The sequence below is a fragment of the Cellvibrio sp. UBA7671 genome (genome assembly GCA_002483145.1).
GTDB classification, from domain to species: domain Bacteria; phylum Pseudomonadota; class Gammaproteobacteria; order Pseudomonadales; family Cellvibrionaceae; genus Cellvibrio; species Cellvibrio fibrivorans.
The window spans coordinates 1-13,478 of record DLHJ01000017.1; the positions used below are offsets into that span (position 1 = coordinate 1).

The 13,478-nt window shown below is 46.7% G+C and carries 13 protein-coding genes and 1 pseudogene; 3 read left to right on the top strand and 11 right to left on the bottom strand.

Going from position 1 to position 13,478, the window contains the following annotated elements; all coding sequences use genetic code 11:
• Positions 1-234: 234 nt before the first annotated feature.
• Positions 235-414: pseudogene (locus B4E62_RS18425) on the top strand (integrase); the annotation flags it as partial.
• A 279-nt stretch (positions 415-693) separates the two neighbouring features.
• Here B4E62_RS18425 and B4E62_RS21425 read toward each other — a convergent pair.
• From B4E62_RS21425 to B4E62_RS18435, 3 genes are all read right to left on the bottom strand, one after another.
• Positions 694-912, bottom strand: a complete 219-nt coding sequence (locus B4E62_RS21425) for a YHYH domain-containing protein (protein ID WP_414633273.1) — start codon at positions 910-912, stop codon at positions 694-696.
• A gap of 217 nt (positions 913-1,129) precedes the next feature.
• Positions 1,130-2,611, bottom strand: coding sequence for an FGGY family carbohydrate kinase (locus tag B4E62_RS18430; RefSeq protein WP_331353094.1), 1,482 nt, complete (start codon positions 2,609-2,611; stop codon positions 1,130-1,132).
• 50 nt (positions 2,612-2,661) lie between these two features.
• Positions 2,662-3,006: a DUF1820 family protein gene (locus B4E62_RS18435; protein ID WP_331353095.1), complete on the bottom strand. Its 345-nt coding sequence runs from the start codon at positions 3,004-3,006 to the stop codon at positions 2,662-2,664.
• A gap of 284 nt (positions 3,007-3,290) precedes the next feature.
• Between B4E62_RS18435 and B4E62_RS18440 the strand changes: the two genes are divergently transcribed.
• Positions 3,291-4,691 carry a DEAD/DEAH box helicase gene (locus B4E62_RS18440; protein ID WP_331353096.1) on the top strand — a complete coding sequence of 467 codons (1,401 nt, stop codon included), beginning with the start codon at positions 3,291-3,293 and terminating at the stop codon, positions 4,689-4,691.
• A gap of 76 nt (positions 4,692-4,767) precedes the next feature.
• Here B4E62_RS18440 and B4E62_RS18445 read toward each other — a convergent pair whose 3' ends face one another.
• Positions 4,768-5,097, bottom strand: a complete 330-nt coding sequence (locus B4E62_RS18445; RefSeq protein ID WP_310072479.1) for a DUF6172 family protein — start codon at positions 5,095-5,097, stop codon at positions 4,768-4,770.
• A 93-nt stretch (positions 5,098-5,190) separates the two neighbouring features.
• Positions 5,191-5,616 carry a hypothetical protein gene (locus B4E62_RS18450; RefSeq protein WP_331353097.1) on the bottom strand — a complete coding sequence of 142 codons (426 nt, stop codon included), beginning with the start codon at positions 5,614-5,616 and terminating at the stop codon, positions 5,191-5,193.
• Positions 5,617-5,819: 203 nt separating this feature from the next.
• On the opposite strand from B4E62_RS18450, the gene miaB reads away from it, so the two are divergent.
• On the top strand, positions 5,820-7,193 hold the full coding sequence (gene miaB, locus B4E62_RS18455) for a tRNA (N6-isopentenyl adenosine(37)-C2)-methylthiotransferase MiaB (protein ID WP_331353098.1): 1,374 nt from the start codon (positions 5,820-5,822) through the stop codon (positions 7,191-7,193).
• Positions 7,194-7,306: 113 nt separating this feature from the next.
• Here the strand turns inward: miaB and B4E62_RS18460 are convergent, their stop codons facing one another.
• The 6 genes from B4E62_RS18460 to B4E62_RS18485 form a co-directional block, all read right to left on the bottom strand.
• On the bottom strand, positions 7,307-7,513 hold the full coding sequence (locus B4E62_RS18460; RefSeq protein ID WP_310072475.1) for a hypothetical protein: 207 nt from the start codon (positions 7,511-7,513) through the stop codon (positions 7,307-7,309).
• Between the two features lie 211 nt (positions 7,514-7,724).
• Positions 7,725-9,668 carry a response regulator gene (locus B4E62_RS18465; RefSeq protein ID WP_331353099.1) on the bottom strand — a complete coding sequence of 648 codons (1,944 nt, stop codon included), beginning with the start codon at positions 9,666-9,668 and terminating at the stop codon, positions 7,725-7,727.
• A 24-nt stretch (positions 9,669-9,692) separates the two neighbouring features.
• Positions 9,693-10,136 (bottom strand): response regulator, encoded by a 444-nt coding sequence (locus B4E62_RS18470; RefSeq protein ID WP_310072471.1) that lies wholly within the window; start codon positions 10,134-10,136, stop codon positions 9,693-9,695.
• A 40-nt stretch (positions 10,137-10,176) separates the two neighbouring features.
• The gene (locus B4E62_RS18475; RefSeq protein ID WP_331353100.1) at positions 10,177-11,706 is read right to left on the bottom strand and encodes a sensor histidine kinase; all 1,530 of its coding nucleotides are present in this window, start codon (positions 11,704-11,706) and stop codon (positions 10,177-10,179) included.
• Positions 11,703-11,939, bottom strand: a complete 237-nt coding sequence (locus B4E62_RS18480) for a histidine kinase dimerization/phospho-acceptor domain-containing protein (RefSeq protein ID WP_310072468.1) — start codon at positions 11,937-11,939, stop codon at positions 11,703-11,705. Before B4E62_RS18480 ends, B4E62_RS18475 begins: the two co-directional genes overlap by 4 nt.
• Before the next feature lie 9 nt (positions 11,940-11,948).
• The gene (locus tag B4E62_RS18485; protein WP_331353101.1) at positions 11,949-13,274 is read right to left on the bottom strand and encodes a sigma-54 dependent transcriptional regulator; all 1,326 of its coding nucleotides are present in this window, start codon (positions 13,272-13,274) and stop codon (positions 11,949-11,951) included.
• Positions 13,275-13,478: the final 204 nt, after the last annotated feature.

Genomic DNA, 13,478 nt, shown 5'->3' on the forward strand with positions numbered 1-13,478 from the left:
TGCTACCAAGCACTGTAAACCTGTATCCATGGCGTAGTCCATTTCAAACAATGTTAAAAATGGCGCCAATCTTAATTTCCAAAAGTTATAATTTCAACTTTTTAACAACATCTGTCGCTTAAAGGTATACAAAACCCGTGTTGCCATACAGAATGCATGCACGATTCCTCAAGTATTACGACGCAACCATACGCACGAATCGATTGCCGGTGGATTAGCGATATCGGCTTGGATACATCTGCGTATGGTACGCATTCGCTGCGTCGCACCAACGCTTCATTGATTTACACGCGCACCAAAAGTTTACGAGCCATGCAAATTTTATTGGGACCCACCAAGCTAGAGAGCACTGTGCGCTATTTGGGTATCGATCTGGAAGATGCATTGGAAATTTCCGAGAAGACGGAAATTTGAGGTGAATATTTTGAAAAATTTTTGCGGTCTTTTGTATTTCGCGAAGGACCGCTTTTGAAGCAAATATATTCATCCGCGCTGACCTTCCAACTTCCGCTTTGGGCACATTGCTGACCTTCAATCCGTTGTGATTTGTAAACTCAGCCTGCGCGGCTCGCAGCAACTCACCTTGATTGTGCCATTGATCAAAAAAGAGCGCAAAGCTGCCCTCACCCCACCTTCCCCAACAAAACCTCCAACAACAAACAACTAGCCTTACCATCCACAACCATTTCATTATCAACCTGAAAATGATTGAGATTTTGCTGAAGTTGTACGCGTTGCGTTATCGGACGTGCGGATACTTTGGGGTTTTGGAGCTGAGCCGCCGTTGTGACAGTGATAACCGCCGTTTTTTCTATCGTTATGGCAGCCGTATTTATCTGTTCTGCCACCGTGGGCAGAAACGAGCGAGGGGATTAATAGCAGGCAAAGCAGTAGTGCTTTATTAATATCCATAATTCCATAGCAACCAAGTCAGGGCTTATCCAGATTTCCATACTGCAATCCCTGCCCTGCCAAAACTGCTGCGGTCACTCCTGTGACTGAAGCCACAAAGATTATGTGACTTATAGTGCCAAAAATATTACGCCACATTACACCGAGCCTAATGGGCGGATTGGTAACACCGATGGTGGCCGCACGCGGATAATGTAGGGCGTAGCAAGCGGCGCCCCTAGGGGGCAACCCACTGTTGCATTGCGGATTGCCATTTGGTGAAGCGCTGCAGTAATTCCGGGTTTTGTTGCGGGGTAAATACATCCTCTTGCAAAACCGGCTTCCAACTTTGCGGTAACCTGGCAGCCATGCAGGCGGCGCCTTGTACTGTTGCATCAGCGTTATCGCTGCGGTGGATATTGGCGTTGGCGAGGTCTGCAATTTTTTGGCAGACTGCATCGGCTTTGCTGAAGCCGCCGCTGATAATTATTTTTTTTGTGCTTCCAAGTTGATTCATTAATTGCACGTTGATAACAATCTGGAAAATAACAGATTCAATCCACGCGAGAACTTTTTCTTCTGCCGATAAGTTTTCACTAAAACGCGATTGCAAATCGGTTCGCCAATAAGGTGCACTTAGGCCGCCGACGGCATTCAGGAAATAGCAATCAGCTTCTGGATGCAGTGCAAGTGCGTTGTCAATCTCTTGCGGGGTAATTGCCAAGCCGGTTTGTTGTTGGATAAAACTGATCGCAGCTGCTGCGCCGTTTACGGTTGCCTCCCATGCGTAATATTTTTTATCTACAGGATTTTCCGGCAACCAGAGGGGACTCACCAATAACCCTTCAGGCGCATGTAACTTTTCACTCAGGCGCTGGATAAATGCGCCCGTGCCGATATTGATGTAACAACTATCCGGCTCCGGTAAACCGCGCGCAAAAAGTGATGCACCTTGATCGCGTGCGCTCGCGGTGAAAGGGATTGTGTGATTGCCCAACTGCAAATCGCCAAAGTGGCTATCGTGATATTGGCAATGCGGCAAAACAACGCGCGGGATTTTAAAAATATCCAGTAGCGATTGGTCCCACTCGTTACACTGCAAATTCCACAATAAGGTGCGCTGGGCGTGGCCGGGATCGACAAGGGATTGTTTGCCAAGCAAATGCCAAAAAATATAACTGACGATGGGGCCGATACTGAGGCAATTGTCTTGTTGCGCTTGTACGACGTTTTTATCGTGCTCAAGGCACCAACGCATTTTTGTTGCGCCGTAATGCGGCGATAAACGCAAGCCTGTGATTTGTTGGGTTTGTTGATGAGTGAGCGGAATATTCTGTAAATAAGGTTCGCCGCGAATATCTTGCCAACTTAACACTGGCGTCAGTGTTGCACCGGTTTGATTATTCCAACATAAAAGTGATGACCCCTGCCCTGCAAAACTTGCAGCTTTAATATTGTTTACATCATCACCAAGATGCCGTTGAATTTTTTGCAGGCAATCGCGAATACCGGCGAGAATTTCTTCGCCGTTTTGTTCGATGTACTCGTAGGCAGAGGATTCTGATTGGTGATGTGTTGTTGCACAAGCGGCGGAATAACAACAGATTTGTTCGCCAGTATGTGAATAGATTGCAACGCGGGTGCTTTGGCCGCCCTGGTCAATTGCTAAAAAGAGATCGGTAACGGAGGCGGATTCAATAGCGGGATGGGTTTGGGACATGGCACTTGCTCAATAAGGTTATTGAGCAAGTGTAGCGAGAAAATGAGAAGTTATTCGCCAAGGTTGGGATTTGGCATAAATCCGCTGTAGGGGAATTGGGCGATTTTGTCGCTGCCGCCGCCTTTGATCTCGCTGATTTTAGCGGGGCCTTCTTTTTCTACTTCATCGATGCGCACGATGGAATGCATCGGAATGTAGGAGCGTTTTACACCGGCAAACTCGGTTTTGAGTTTTTCTTCGGCGGGATCTATTAATAAACCACTGCGCTCACCAAATACAAACTCTTCAATTTCGATAAAGCCATACATTTCGCTTTGGTAAATCGCAGAGCAAAATACTTCATAAACCTGACCTTGGTTGAGGAATATCACTTTGTATACGGGTTTAACAGCCATAACACTCTCTTGGGAAATCATTTAATAAACAGCTCGGGCAAGGTACCTGATCAGACCTTGCAAAGGGCGCGCAGGATACCACATGTTTCCTCTATTCTCGCCCCATTTGACTGATTTTCATACAGAGCTATTAGTCGATTGGGTTATTAACCACCCTAAAGCCTAACCTTAAATTTTCTCACCGCAGGGGCAGAAACCCGTGGTTTAGGTAAGCTAGAACCACCTAATACAGGGCGTTAACCGGTATACTGCGCGGCCTTGAATACTAACCAGTCGATTTGTTTATGAACTTTGCCTCCCTCGGCCTCGCACCCGAATTACTCCATGCCATTAAAGTCATTGGCTTTAAAACCCTGACGCCCATCCAGCAGGAGGCGATTCCCGCTGCACGCCGCGGCATCGACCTGCTCGCTACCGCCCAGACTGGCACGGGTAAAACCGCCGCCTATAGCCTGCCGGTATTGCAGCAAATGCTGGAAAAAACCAAACACACCGAGGCCGGTTTTGTACGCACCCTGATCCTCGCGCCTACGCGCGAACTGGTGCAGCAAATCGCCGAGGCGATGCAACAATTTGCACAGTTCACTCCGTTTAAAATCACTACCGTTTATGGCGGAGTAAAACTCACCGGCCAGGCCAATAAGCTGCGCGCGGGTGTCGATATTCTGGTAGCAACACCGGGGCGGCTGATGGAGCATGTCGAGCTGGGCAATATCAATTTGGCCAAAGTGGAATTCGCGGTACTCGATGAAGCCGACCGCATGATGGATATGGGTTTTGTGACCGATATGCACGCGATCCTCACCAGCATCGTGCGCAAACACCAAACGATGTTTTTCTCGGCCACCAGCTCACCGCTGGTTACCAATCTCGCCAAGCAGGCAATGAACCGCCCCACCCTGATATCCATCTCCAAGCGCAATTCGGTCGCAGAAACTGTGGACCACGTGCTCTACCCGGTAGACAGCGACCGCAAATATGAACTGTTCATCCATTTATTGCGCGAACAGAATTGGTATCAAGTGATGGTGTTCAGCAGTACCCGCGAAGAAGCGGAGAATCTGCACAAGGCATTGAAACTCGATAAGGTTGACGCGGCGGTAATCCACAGCGAAAAAACCCAGGGTTCGCGCAAACGTGCGCTGCAGGAATTTAAAGAAGGCAAACTGCAAGTGTTGGTGGCGACCGAAGTCGCCGCGCGCGGCTTGGATATCCAGGGGCTGGATTATGTCGTCAACCTCGATCTACCCTTCTTTACTGAAGACTATGTACACCGCGTCGGCCGCACGGGTCGCGCCGGTAAAAAAGGTGTCGCAATTTCATTGGTGACACCCGCTGAAGAACACAAAATATCGCTGATCGAAGAAGTGATCGGCACCAAAATCAAACGCGAAAAAATCAAAGATTTTGAAGTGACCGAACAAGTCGTCAAAGTCGCAAGCAAACCCAAAAGTGGCTTGCTGAAATTGGCAAGTAAACCTTCGGGCAGATCCAAAGCAGGCGACCCTAAAAAATCAGGCTTTGCCAAAGCGGGTACATCTAAATCGGCCGCCCCCAAATCAGGAAGAGGCACTGCTACAACCAAAACCAGCAGTAAACCTGCCAGCAAACCCAAACGCGCCGGCTCAAAAGATGCGCGCCCGGCCAGCACACTGGGTAGATCAACACGCCCGAAAAAGAAATAAGCCAACAGAATTGATGGCAATAAAAAAGCCGCCTCTGGGGTTCCTGAGGCGGCTTTTTTACATCTGACCTGAGCGATTAATCATTCAGATCTTCGTCATCATCAATACTGTCATCACCAGCTTCGCGCGGTTTGCGGATGCCGTGCGCAGCTAAAATCTCAACGTAAAAACTATCGCCACCAGCAACCGCAACTTCATCCATCTTTTTGGTGAGTTCGCCCAAACGCACCACTTCTGCGACATCCGCCGTCACGCCAAATTTGCAATCGAATGCCCAGTAATCGACACCTTTTGGCAGGGTTTTGCGGCGTTCGCGTTTTACGTATTTGCGCACTTCGTGCTTGATGGCCTCCAATACGCGGTCACTATTTTTGCCTTCGACATGGAGTTTGAACGTCTTTTTCATGGTTTACCTATAAGAATTTGAATCGGGAACAGCCATAACCAGGCTGGATCGCGGGCGCGCATAGTAACACGGGCGCCCTCACCTGCGCTGGCTCTATCGGCGATGGCCAAACCGTCCAAGCGGCGCGCGATAAATCAACCAGAGCCCTGCACCAATCACAGCGGCAGTTGCGCCCATATCACGCCAAGTGTGGTAGCCAAGATAAAACATCAGCTCACCGTAGGCCAACAGGCTCGTGCCCAACAGAATCCACACCAAGCGAGTACGCAATCCGACACCGATAAAGATCGCCAAAGCCAGAGCCGCCGCAGTGTGGGTGGAATAATCCAGCCCCAAGGTAGACCACCAATGCCAACGGTTATCGGCCAACATCAACCCGTACACCAGCAGTGCTGACGCCAGCAAAAGCAGCCAAAACCAGCGCTGGCCACTCATCCATTTAACGGTTGCGACACCCAATGCAATGGCTAATAGCAGAGGTACATAGGCATCGGCGATTTGGTCGAGTATGGCATTCATGGATTATTGGCTCATAGAGGATAAAAACCGCCGCAGGCTAATTCATCGATCGTCGAATGCCAAGGCCTTTTCTATAGGCTTTACCCCATAAGATAGCTATAATGCGCGCCTTCTTTTTCTGCGCGTTTTTCGATCAACGGCTTAATCAAACCGTTAATCGACACGCGAACCAGTCAGCGTAATTCCAAGCAGGTAGTCGTTCGATGTCCACCACTGAAGTGCCCAGTAAAAAGCTCTATATCAAAACCCACGGCTGCCAGATGAATGAGTACGATTCATCGCGCATGAAGGATTTGTTGGGTGAATCGCACAACATGGTGCCCACCGAAGACCCGGAGGATGCTGATGTCATTCTTATCAACACCTGCTCCATCCGCGAAAAAGCACAGGAACGCCTGTTCCATGAACTAGGTCGCTGGAAAAAACTCAAGAAAAAGAACCCGGACCTGGTGATTGGTGTCGGTGGTTGTGTTGCCAGCCAGGAAGGTGCTGCTATCGCCAAGCGCGCGCCCTACGTGGATTTAATTTTCGGCCCACAAACCCTGCATCGTCTGCCGGAAATGATGGAAACCAAGAGAAGCAACGGCGTAGTCGTGGTGGATGTCAGCTTTCCTGAAATTGAAAAGTTTGACCGTTTGCCACAACCCGATGCCGATGGCGTCAGCGCCTTTGTATCGATCATGGAAGGCTGCTCCAAATACTGCACCTTCTGCGTAGTACCCTACACCCGCGGTGAAGAAGTCAGCCGCCCGGTGGCCGATGTGATGGCGGAAATCCTGCACCTGGCCAAACAAGGCGTGCGCGAAGTCAACTTGCTCGGCCAAAACGTGAATGCCTATCGCGGCGATACAGCAGACGGAACCCAGATTGATTTGGCGGAATTGATTACCTACGTTGCTGCCATCGATGGTATCGATCGCATCCGTTTCACGACATCGCACCCGGTGGAATTCAGCGATGCGCTGATTGAGGTTTACAACCAGGTTCCCGAATTGGTAAGCCACCTTCACTTGCCGGTGCAGAGCGGCTCTGACCGTATATTGATGGCAATGAAGCGCGGCCACACCGCGCTGGAATACAAATCCAAATTGCGCCGCATCAAAAAGAATCGCCCTAATATCAGTTTCTCTTCGGATTTTATTATCGGCTTCCCCGGTGAAACGGATGCCGATTTTGAAGCAACTATGAAGCTGATCCAGGATATGGATTTTGATACGTCATACAGTTTTATTTACAGCGCACGCCCCGGCACTCCAGCGGCTGACTTCCCCGATGACACACCGGAAGAAGTGAAGAAACATCGCCTTGCTATTTTGCAGGATCGTTTGATCCAACAAGCGCTGGCAATTAGTCGCCGCATGGTGGGCAATACCGAGCGCATTCTGGTGACCGGTTATTCCAAAAAAGATCCCGGTCAACTCTGCGGCCGCACCGAGAATAATCGCGTAGTGAATTTCCGCAGCGACAATGCCGATCTAATTGGTAAATTTGCCGATATTCTTATCGAAGAAGCGCTGACCAATTCATTGCGCGGCACATTGGTCAGCTCGGAACTGGATGCAGACTGGATAAAATAATTATTCCCCAAAAATAGGAATTGAAAAGCGCAATAAGAAAATCCCCGTGCTGGCAATACCAACACGGGGATTTTTTTGCCAAGACTGTAGGTAAAACTATCAATAGTTAAACACTAGCAGTTCTTGTCGGATGCCTCTTCGCAAGCATCCTCAACACCATCCTTGATTTCATCCGCGGTGTCATCCAATTTATCGCGGGTTTCATCAAGCGCTTTATCAACATTCTCGCCCAGCTTTTCAGCTGATCCATCGTTGGAGTCACATGCAGCTAAGGGCACAGCTAACAAAGCGATGATAAATACACGTTGTAATAAATTCATAAAAACTCCTTATGCAGTGGTTGTATCGACACAGAATATGTAGCGTATTGCGTGCCAATCCTGCAAAACACAGAATTGGCGGGCGCTTTACCGGCACAGGAGGTATAAATAAAATCAGGATGGCGTCTGAATTTTGTATGTTTTACAAAATTTGAATAGAACTAGCACAATTATTTAACAATCCACCAAAACAACAATCCACTCAAAGTACTTAGGCCAATATAGCCTCAAGCTGGGCGAGCGACACTGGCTTTAATAAGCTGGCCGTAACACCGACATCTGCAGCCCGTTGAGGATTAACAGCTTCTCCGCTAGCAATAATAATACGCAGTTGAGGGTTTAACTTATGAATTTGTGCAGCACAGTCATAACCATTCATATCAGGCAAATTCAAATCGATCAGCACTGTATCCGGTTTGTGTTGCTCAATTGCTGCCAAGGCGGCAGTGGCATACTGGGTACTAAATACTTGCCAGCCTATAAGGGTTAATAACCCCTCCATTGCTGCCAAAGCATCTGCATCATCTTCCACGACTAAAATGGATTTTTGCTGTGGTGGTATTACCGGTTCGTTCTTGGAGGGCCCACTCTTCGCAGGAGACAGAAATCGCGATAAACAATTATAAAGCCGGGTTTGATCAAGTGGTTTACTTAAATACGCTGTAAACCCCGATTCAAAACATCGATCCATATCACCTTTCATATGTGCTGCGGTTAGTGCCACCAGCGGCCGCGTAAAACCCTGATAGCGCAACTGCTGCGCAGCCTGATGCCCATCCATCACCGGCATATGGATATCCATCAATATCAAATCAAACGTTTTATCGGCAAGGTGATCGGAATTAACGATGCGGATAACATCCGCGCCATCGGTGGCGTAAACCACTTCCGCGCCGGTAAGTTGAACAAATTGCCCCACCAGAGTACGAATATCGCGCAAATCATCCGCTACTAATACGCGGCCAGTAAAATGTGGTATCTGTACATGAAGCTCTTCCGGCTTATCAAAATTTAATGCAAGAATTTCGGTTTCTACACATTCAAGATGATCCAGCTCCAAGGTAAAACTGAACTCGCTCCCTACACCAACTTCACTGCGGACCTCTATATTCCCCCCCAAGCGTTCCACTAACTGTTTACTAATCGTCAACCCTAGCCCGGTGCCCGCACGAGGATGAACTTGTGCATTTTTTGATTGCACGAAAGGTTCAAAAATAACTTTAAGAGTCTCTGCACAAATACCGATTCCGGAATCTTTGACACAAAAACAGATTTTATTATTTCCATTCTCCTCAAGCCAATCAATCTTTAATAGGACTTCCCCTTCACGGGTGAATTTAATCGCATTGCCCATCAAATTTAACAAAATTTGTCGCAAACGCATTTGATCGCTGTAGATAACAATGGGTAATGGGTGCGGCGCTTCAATGCGCAACTGCAAATTTTTGTCAGCTGCAGCACCTTGCATTAAAAAATAGATATCAGTGAGAAAAGCTGAAAGCGAAATCGGTTGCTTCTCCAACTCCAATTTACCCGCCTCAATTTTGGACAAATCCAAAATATCATTGAGCAATCCAAGTAAGTGTTTGCCATTGCGATGCACGATACGCAAATGCGCAGAGCTTTCTGAATCATTGCTTTTATTCAGTAATAATTCGGTAAATCCTAAAATGGCAGAGAGTGGTGTGCGCAATTCATGGCTGAGATGGGCAAGGAATTCACTTTTTGAACGATTCTCAGCTTCTGCCTTTAACCGCTCTACTCGCTCGCGCTCAACTTCACGGCGCGCCAATGCATAGCGAATTGCGCGCGCCAGTTGTTCGGCACTGAGTTTGGATTTTACTAAATAATCAACAGCACCTGCCTGTAACGCCTGACGATCCACCTCAACCTGATGCATGCCCGTAAGCAAGATAACCGGGCCAGAAAAACCTACTTCATTGGAAAACTTTAACAATTCAATGCCATCACGTGCACCGAGTTTATAATCCATCAAACACAGGTCGTGTCTATCTTCTGCTAATAATCGCTGGCCCGCCTCATAGGTCGAGGCCCAATCCAGGATGCAGGTATGACTAATATCTTCGAGTAAATCCTTAACGAGTATGAAGTCGTCTTCGTCATCATCGATAATTAGTAGCTTTACATGATGCATGTTAGCTTTTTGCCTCCTTGATAATTACGGCAGCTCCACAAACTCTACCCAATATTTTCCCAAAGTGCGCATCAATTCAACCAATGCATCAAATGTAACGGGTTTGGTGATATAGGATGCAGCACCAAGATCGTAACCTTTCACCATATCCTCCTCCGCTTTTGATGTTGTTAAAATCACAACCGGGATACGACGCAGTCTAGGATCAGCTTTAATTTCTGCCAGCGCTTCACGGCCATCCATTTTTGGCATATTTAAATCCAATAAGATCAAACCTGGCATTGGGTATAATGCGCGATCACTAAAATCATTATCACCACGCAAATAGCTTAACAATTGCACCCCATCCTCAACAAAATGCAATTCATTGAGAACACGGCTTTCATGCATAGCTTCTTGTGCTAACAAACGATCATCAGCATCATCATCTGCCATTAAAATGATCAAGGTTTTTTTGGGAACATTCATAGGTACATCCTTAGTTTGCTAAAATAGCGACATCTCACTGCTATGGAGCATCCGCAAGCAAATCGATTAAAGGCTCTATCACCATTTGTGTCATAGGTAGAAAGATTGTAAATATGGCACCTTCACCGGGTTCACTCTGCGCTGTAATTGTACCGCCGTGGCGTTCAATAATTTTTCGACATAAAGCCAAACCTATACCAGTACCGGAATACTCATCGCGTCCGTGTAAACGCTGGAATAGGCTAAATACCCGCTCAGCATATTGAGCCTCAAATCCGATACCTTGATCGGCGAAGCGTAAACAGCACCAGTGACGTTTATCATCCGCTATAGGTGATGCGAGGTTACTTTCGCAAGTGATGGCAATAATAGGGCGCGCATCAGGCGAATGAAATTTCAAGCTATTGGCGACCAGATTCATAAATACTTGTGCCATTTGCGAAGCATCGGCATCAATTGTTGGCATAGGATCTATATGTAATTGGGCATTGGTTTCTTCAATCGCATAATCAAGATCATCCATCACCCTATGCATGATTTCATTTAAATCGACCCTAACAAATGGCCGCTGTTTTGTGGTCACGCGCGAAAAACTCAATAGATCATCAATTAACGCTGACATACGTTCCGACGCCGCCTGCATGCGCACAACATAATTAGAACCCGTTTCACCTAACTGACCAGAAAATTTTTGTTGCAATCGATCACCAAAAGCACGGATTTTACGCAAGGGCTCTTGTAAGTCATGGGAGGCAACGAAGGCAAACTCTTCCAACTCCCGGTTACTGCGCTGCAATTCCTCGGAGTATTGCAATAACGCTTGGGTGCGCACACCGACCTTTTCTTCCAATTCGGCATTAGCGAGCGCGAGGGCTGAATTCAACTCCGCTACTTTATTGGAATTACGGTACAAGGTATAAAAAACGCCTAACGATAGAATCAAACCAATACCATTCGCCAGCAACAACGCCATGAGAATAAATTGCTTATTCTCTGCTGCGACCACTTTGTTTTTTTCCAGCAACGTAAACTCTTCATTTTCCATTTCACCCAGTAGCTGTGAAATAGCACGCATCAATTCAATACCCTCGTCGGTTTTAACCTGACGTATTGCCGCTCGAATTTCATCCCTATTGGTCAATGCCACAATCCGTTGCATTTCATCAATTTTTTTTCTCACATAATTGTGAAGAAGTTCAAAACGATTTTTTTGTTGCGGTAGTTGTGTTGTCGATTCGCCCAACCGATTTAATAAATCATCGACCACAACCAATGTTTGGTGATAAGGCTGAAGATAATCGGCATCTTCAGTTAGCAGGTAACCTCTTTGACTGGATTCTGCCGCCGCAAGTTCCGTGTTTAGATCTTTAATCAAATTAATTGTATGCAAGGTATTATTAATACTGATGTTATTTTCAGTAATCACATCAATAGAGCGATAGGCAAGTACAGCACTAACAGCAAAAAAAGTAATGGCAGCGGAAAGAGCCATCACCCACACAGAGCTAGGCAGCTTATTGATAATATATTTATTGAATGGATTGTTACCGATTAATGAGTCGCTACTCACGTCTCCCCGCCCTCGCTACTACTATCGAGCGCACGAGTGAACCGGGTATTGTGCAGTGTTTCGAGCACCTGGCTACACTGCTGGCACTCCGTCAAAATAGTCTCAAATATACTGATTGCTTTACGTATATCCCCTGTGCGCTCCAGGGTCAACTTACCCAGCTCTGCGTTAATTGAAATGGTATTGAGAGGATTGCGCAAGTCATGCACAAATCGATTTTTTTCGCCGTCCATATTCAACTCCTATAACTCAACATTGCCATAACTGTTCAATCGGTTATAGAGTGTCTTTAAACTGATACCAAGAATATCGGCAGCCTGCTTTTTATCGCCATCAAAATGCTCCAGAGTAGACTCTATAAGCTCACGCTCAACCTCTTCAACTGTTTTCCCAACACGAATACCCGCCTGAGACTGATGAGCAACTTTAGAAAAAGGTGATGTAAGATTTTCAGGCAACACCAATACCTTTTGTTGTTGATCAGCCATAATGTAAGCGCGATGAATAGCATGACGCAGTTCGCGTACATTGCCTGGCCAGTCATAATCAATCAATCGTTTCATTGATTCGTCATTAATACCTATGGCGCCATTATATTCCTGATTAAATCCAGCCAAAAAATGCTGGACTAATAATGGGATATCTTCTTTGCGTGCACGCAACGGTGGAATGTGAATGGGAAAAACCGCCAAACGAAAATATAAATCCTCTCGCAAGCACCCCTGCACGGCCATATCTTGTTCGGTACGATTAGTTGCGGAAACAACCCTTCCCTCAATATCAACACTCGTTGTGGCGCCCAAGCGGGTCACTTTCTGGGTTTCCAATACGCGCAATAAATTAGGTTGAAGATCAATTGGCATCTCCGTAATTTCATCTAGAAATAAAGTTCCCTTATTTGCCTGTTCAAATACGCCAATTTTTCGATGGGTTGCACCGGTAAAAGCTCCCTTCTCATGACCAAATAATTCGCTATTGATCAACTCACGTGAAAAAGCGCCGCAGTTGGCCGCAACATAATCCCCCTCTACCTGACTGGCATAATGAATCGCTGCAGCCACCATTTCCTTTCCTACACCGCTCTCACCCAACAACATAACATTGGCTTTGGTTGCCGCCACTCGTTCAATCATTTCATATAGATGGCGCATGGGTGCAGATTCACCAACCAAATAACCAAAATGTAATTTGATAGAGGACTCTGATTTGGCAAATGCCAGCTTTTTTTCTTCAAAAAGTGATTCCAATTGTTGCAAATCTATGGGCTTGATGAGGTAGCCTATATTTGACCCATATAAATTTTTTACAATCGATTTAACAGAGGGGTGACCAGTAATAAGTGTAATTTTTGTGGTATTCGGGGTTGGCAAGGCTTCCAGCAAATGCAAGCCGCTGCCATCGGGCAGGATTAAATCCAAAATCATATGGGTGTAGACATTTTTGCTGATCAACTCCCGAGCCTGTGCAACAGAATCTGCAGCAGTCACGCTATGCCCCAATAACCCCAGCAGTTGCACAGTTGCGTCCAGAAAACGTTTATCGTCGTCAACCAGTAAGACATCAGCCACAATCAAACTCCTCATGTTAGCTAGCTAGCATCGAGGCGTATTCTAGCACCAGTCAGAGAGAAGAAAGCAGCAGCTATAACGAACTTAGCGATACAATTCACTTTTTTGTGCCAATCGAGCGCGGCGACCAAAATCTCAAACCAGACGAAGCAACACGGTACAGCTGATGCGACATGAGGAATTTAGTTCCCAATACGAGCTGGG

Excerpts from the sequence above, each read along its gene's own strand:
- B4E62_RS21425 (WP_414633273.1), bottom strand. The coding sequence starts at position 912 with ATGGATATTAATAAAGCACTACTGCTTTGCCTGCTATTAATCCCCTCG.
- B4E62_RS18450 (WP_331353097.1), bottom strand. The coding sequence starts at position 5,616 with ATGAATGCCATACTCGACCAAATCGCCGATGCCTATGTACCTCTGCTA.
- B4E62_RS18460 (WP_310072475.1), bottom strand. The coding sequence starts at position 7,513 with ATGAATTTATTACAACGTGTATTTATCATCGCTTTGTTAGCTGTGCCC.
- B4E62_RS18445 (WP_310072479.1), bottom strand. The coding sequence starts at position 5,097 with ATGAAAAAGACGTTCAAACTCCATGTCGAAGGCAAAAATAGTGACCGC.
- B4E62_RS18480 (WP_310072468.1), bottom strand. The coding sequence starts at position 11,939 with ATGGACGGCGAAAAAAATCGATTTGTGCATGACTTGCGCAATCCTCTC.
- B4E62_RS18435 (WP_331353095.1), bottom strand. The coding sequence starts at position 3,006 with ATGGCTGTTAAACCCGTATACAAAGTGATATTCCTCAACCAAGGTCAG.
- B4E62_RS18430 (WP_331353094.1), bottom strand. The coding sequence starts at position 2,611 with ATGTCCCAAACCCATCCCGCTATTGAATCCGCCTCCGTTACCGATCTC.
- B4E62_RS18440 (WP_331353096.1), top strand. The coding sequence starts at position 3,291 with ATGAACTTTGCCTCCCTCGGCCTCGCACCCGAATTACTCCATGCCATT.
- B4E62_RS18465 (WP_331353099.1), bottom strand. The coding sequence starts at position 9,668 with ATGCATCATGTAAAGCTACTAATTATCGATGATGACGAAGACGACTTC.
- B4E62_RS18470 (WP_310072471.1), bottom strand. The coding sequence starts at position 10,136 with ATGAATGTTCCCAAAAAAACCTTGATCATTTTAATGGCAGATGATGAT.
- miaB (WP_331353098.1), top strand. The coding sequence starts at position 5,820 with ATGTCCACCACTGAAGTGCCCAGTAAAAAGCTCTATATCAAAACCCAC.